Origin of the sequence: Chamaesiphon sp. OTE_8_metabat_110 (assembly GCF_031382685.1) — a bacterium.
Classification (GTDB): Bacteria; Cyanobacteriota; Cyanobacteriia; order Cyanobacteriales; family Chamaesiphonaceae; genus Chamaesiphon.
Genome location: NZ_JANMZA010000039.1, coordinates 1 through 4,022 on the forward strand (window position 1 = coordinate 1; position 4,022 = coordinate 4,022).

Annotated in this window: 5 protein-coding genes and 1 tRNA gene; 2 read left to right on the forward strand and 4 right to left on the reverse strand. The window is 48.3% G+C overall.

The window, feature by feature from the left end; translation table 11 throughout:
* Positions 1-313: 313 nt before the first annotated feature.
* The 4 genes from RMO52_RS01600 to RMO52_RS01615 form a co-directional block, all read right to left on the reverse strand.
* Positions 314-393: transfer RNA gene (locus RMO52_RS01600), tRNA-Leu, on the reverse strand.
* Positions 372-1,250: a M48 family metallopeptidase gene (locus tag RMO52_RS01605; RefSeq protein WP_310410328.1), complete on the reverse strand. Its 879-nt coding sequence runs from the start codon at positions 1,248-1,250 to the stop codon at positions 372-374. Before RMO52_RS01605 ends, RMO52_RS01600 begins: the two co-directional genes overlap by 22 nt.
* A gap of 231 nt (positions 1,251-1,481) precedes the next feature.
* Positions 1,482-1,910: a hypothetical protein gene (locus RMO52_RS01610; RefSeq protein WP_309742938.1), complete on the reverse strand. Its 429-nt coding sequence runs from the start codon at positions 1,908-1,910 to the stop codon at positions 1,482-1,484.
* A gap of 145 nt (positions 1,911-2,055) precedes the next feature.
* Positions 2,056-2,412 (reverse strand): iron-sulfur cluster assembly accessory protein, encoded by a 357-nt coding sequence (locus RMO52_RS01615; protein WP_310410330.1) that lies wholly within the window; start codon positions 2,410-2,412, stop codon positions 2,056-2,058.
* Positions 2,413-2,612: 200 nt separating this feature from the next.
* Here RMO52_RS01615 and RMO52_RS01620 point away from each other — a divergent pair, with 200 nt between their 5' ends.
* Both RMO52_RS01620 and RMO52_RS01625 read left to right on the forward strand, forming a co-directional pair.
* Entirely contained in the window at positions 2,613-2,813 is a 201-nt protein-coding gene (locus RMO52_RS01620; RefSeq protein ID WP_309738276.1) for a hypothetical protein, read from the forward strand.
* Positions 2,814-2,826: 13 nt separating this feature from the next.
* Positions 2,827-4,022: DUF6930 domain-containing protein (locus RMO52_RS01625; RefSeq protein ID WP_310410333.1), on the forward strand; the 1,196-nt coding region annotated here is incomplete at its 3' end.

Below are 4,022 nucleotides of genomic sequence, written 5' to 3' on the forward strand. Positions count from 1 at the left end.
GTTGGCGCTGTTGCTCTGATGGACAGATTAGTAAACGATCGCGTTATGAAAATCGCGATGGCGCTCGGTCGATCGTCTCTACGGCTAGTAGCTACCGTGACTTGCCTTTAGTTCTCAGCTCGCAACCACACCTCTTTGACACTATATGCGATCCCCTGATGGTGGAACGGGTATCTCATAATTCCTTAACAAGTTTTTTGGCTCTTTAGGGGTAGATTCGATCTCTTGGTTACACAAAACAAAGAAGCCCGACCTCTGTGAAGAAGTCGGGTTTCTGCGGTACTCAATCGGAATAAAATTGAGTTTCAAGCTATGGCCAGCGTCGGACTCGAACCGACACGCTTTCGCGGATGATTTTGAGTCAACTGCGTCTACCAATTCCGCCAGCCAGCCGAATTTATAGCTTGTTTATCATAGCGCATAGTGGGGTTATTTAGCAAGGACTGATAATTATCTGTTTGCGACCACAGATCGATTTCCTTAGCACGCAAGACGGGGACAGGATGGCTGAGTTGTTCGGTTTGGCTGGCTGTGAGCATTTTACCAAAACTCGTGGCGCTCACCTGCTCGTAGGCGCGAGCTTGCGCCAAGAACGCATCGACATTGAGTAATGGTGCTAGTTGTGGGGAGCCACCAGAGAGTTTCATCAATACCGAGATGACGGTTTTGGGATCTTGGCTGACTAGTAAAGCAGCACGATCGCAACTAAATTCGGCACAGCGCAACCATTGTAGCATCTGGGCTTGCAGACCTTGGGCGAGTGCAGTGCCGATGCCTGGTAATAAGCCCCCAGTGGCGAGGACGATAATATTTGCCAGCGTCAGGTAAACACCATGTTCGCACTTGAGGTGTCCCAATTCGTGGGCGAGCACGGCTTGGAGTTCTTCAGGGGTGAGTAAATCGACTAAAGAGGTATGAACGACGATGAAGGGTTTTTTGCCCCGAACTGCCATCGTATAGGCGTTGGGCGCGGGATGCTGTTTGAGGTAGAGTTGGGGAACTTCCAGATCGAGGATCTGACAGGCTTCGATGAGAAGTTTGTGGATGTGAGGAAGTTGATTTTCGCCGATGAGGACGCTGGCGGCAATATTATTGAGATATAGAAATTCTTCGGTTACGCCACCTAATAAATTCCGAACCAATAAATCTAAGCCGGGGAGTCGCCGCAAACTAGTAGTGGCTTCTAAGTCTAAGGGGTGGCGAAATCTATCGGCTTGTAAGCCGACTAATTGAGTTTTGGTGGTTAACATTTTTAGAATTTACGAATTATGAGTGCGGGCAAATAAGATAGCAGAATTAAATATTTACAAGATATCGATCGTCTCAAGCCTAGCTGATGGAGAGTATCCACCTGTGGGCAAATTTCATATTCGATTACTCTAGCCAGTACTCACAGATCCAGACATTCTCAGTCGTATCTGACTGCAAGGATGGTAGGGGTAATTGATGGATTACCCCTACCATCCTTGCAGTTCTATATTCTAGTCTTCAAATATCAATTTTTCAATGCGTTTGAGACTTGCCCAGTCGGGTTTACGACTAAATCCATCTTGAAAATTGGTCGTGACTTGATCGCGGACTTCTGGTGCCGCCTCGACCAGACTTCTTGCCAGTTCGATATGTTGGCGCACGCCCGATGTTTTGGTTTCGAGCATTGCCAAGGAGAGATTGATCAGCGTTTGAGCGTCAAAAGGATCGATTTTCATCGATTTTTGAGCGGCTTTGAGCGCTAGCTGGGGCTTATTGTCAAGTAAGTACAACCATGATAAACACGTCCACGCACTATCGAGTTTGGGCGATTTATTGCAAACTTCAATGAAAACAGGAATCAATTTAGCTGGACTTTCCCCGGCTTGATAATCCTTAATTGCATTGTCAAATAATTCGTTGGGGGTGATTGTTTCAGCCATGAGTTCAGTGGATAGTGAATAGTGGATAGTGGATAGTAAATAGGAATTTGTAGATAGTGGATAGGTGCGATGATATGAGGCATGAGGACGAACTCATATCGATTTCTAGTCCCGATCCACTATCCACTATCCACTATTCACTTCCTTAAACTGCAAAAGACTTACCACAACCACAACTTTGCGCGGCGTTGGGGTTGGTAAATTGGAAACCACCACCGATCATGGCATCGCTGTAGTCGAGGACAAGACCATAAACATATAGCATACTCTTGCGATCGCAGACTAGTTTAAAGCCGCTGTAGTCGCAGATTTCATCATCGTCCCGAATTTGGCTGGGATCTTCAAAATCCATGACGTAGGACATCCCGGAACAACCACCTTGGCGAACGCCGACGCGCAAACAAAGATCTTTGCCTTGCTTTTCGCGGAGGGCGATAACGTGCGCGAGGGCGTTATCGGTCATTTGGATACTGGGGGGTTTTGCTGTAATTACTTCAGTCATGGGCTTCGATCGACTCCTAATAAACGACAGATCTCCAGATATGTGCAGACCCGCACCAACTTAAACCTAAATCTATGTTAACTTCTCCGATCCGATCGGTGCTGACTTCAAATTAACGCATAAAATCGGAATGGCAGATGTTCTAAATTAAAATAGACATAATAAGTAAGGCAACATCCATATTTATTATCCCAAATTTGGTGCAAATTAAGCAGGTGGGCAATACCGTCAGCACAGATTTTAGTCGCGATACCCAGCCACTCGTTGTTTGGCTCCCAGAGGCTTCAACTCACATGAATCGCCAGTGGCAACCTGCCGATGGTAGTAATTGGGCGATCGAGTCTCGATCGAATACTGTCGAAATCTGCTTCATCATCACGCTTTTTACGCTCGATCCTTAAGTGCAATTTGATTATGACGGCGATTAGTCTTTCCACGCAACGACGGCTTCAAGCCCTGCCACAACTTTCCAGCGTCTGGGAGGGAGATCGCCGCTATGTGGCGGAGTTAGTGGAAGAGACGGAGCTGGAAGACTTTGATTCGCCAGAGGATCGGCTCCTGCAACGTCGAGAGCTAATCGTCTGGGTTGATGGTGTCGAATGTGTGGTTAGATCGATGGAAGTCGTCAACTCGACGATGGGTACCGAAGCGATCGTCAGAGCGTTGATTAAGGCGATGGAATCACCCCAAGCGCCTTCCCAGCCCGCACGTCCCCAAAAAATCATCGTGCGCGATCGCCAGTTACAATTTTACCTGCGGGGAGTGCTTCAGGACTTGGAGATCGTCGTCGAATACGTCTCCGAATTACCGATTGTTGATGAGTTATTTCATCGGTTTACCGACATGGCTGGGGCGCGAACGCCCAAGTTACCCCGGCGCTATCTGGAGTCGCTCAAAGCCACCGCGCGCGAGATTTGGGACTTAGCTCCCTGGGAAATGTTAGCTGACTATGAAGCAATTTCGATCGAGTTAAATCAGTGGGACATCCAAAAATTTTATGTCTCGGTGATGGGGATGTTAGGGATGGAGTACGGGGTGCTGCTCTATCGATCGGTCGAGTCTCTGCAACGGTTTCGGGCGATGGCACTCGATCGCGATGAAGCGAACCAAATGGAATCAGCCTTTCTCTCCCAAGATTGTATCTTTGTCACATTCGATGCGATTGCCCCAGATATCCACCACGATCTGGGCACTTTATCCGCCAGCGAGATCGAACCCAACTTCGGGAACATTCACCCAATGGAGGGGATGCGCCCCTTCTTGTACGAGGAAGAAGCGATCGCGACAAATGTGGCATTAATCGCGCTCAAGGAGTTTGTGGCGGCTTTTAGACAGCAATTACAAGCAGACGAATTACCCCACCTGACGAGCGCGATTCAGGTGACGTTCCCCGACGACCGTGCGCCCGAGGCGACATTGCACGTCAGTGGTGCCGAGCTACCTACCCGCACGGAAAGTGTAACCGTCGAGACATTGCCCGAACTCTCCCAGGAATTGCTAAAAATGCACCTGGCAATGGATGAAGATGATGAGTTCGATCCATTAGAACTGCAAATTCGGGAAGACTTAATCCCCCATGACTCATTTATCAGCTTGGGGATGATGCCCTG

Bases quoted from the DNA above. Each gene is read 5' to 3' on its own strand.
- RMO52_RS01605 (WP_310410328.1), bottom strand. From the start codon at position 1,250: ATGTTAACCACCAAAACTCAATTAGTCGGCTTACAAGCCGATAGATTT.
- RMO52_RS01615 (WP_310410330.1), bottom strand. From the start codon at position 2,412: ATGACTGAAGTAATTACAGCAAAACCCCCCAGTATCCAAATGACCGAT.
- RMO52_RS01610 (WP_309742938.1), bottom strand. From the start codon at position 1,910: ATGGCTGAAACAATCACCCCCAACGAATTATTTGACAATGCAATTAAG.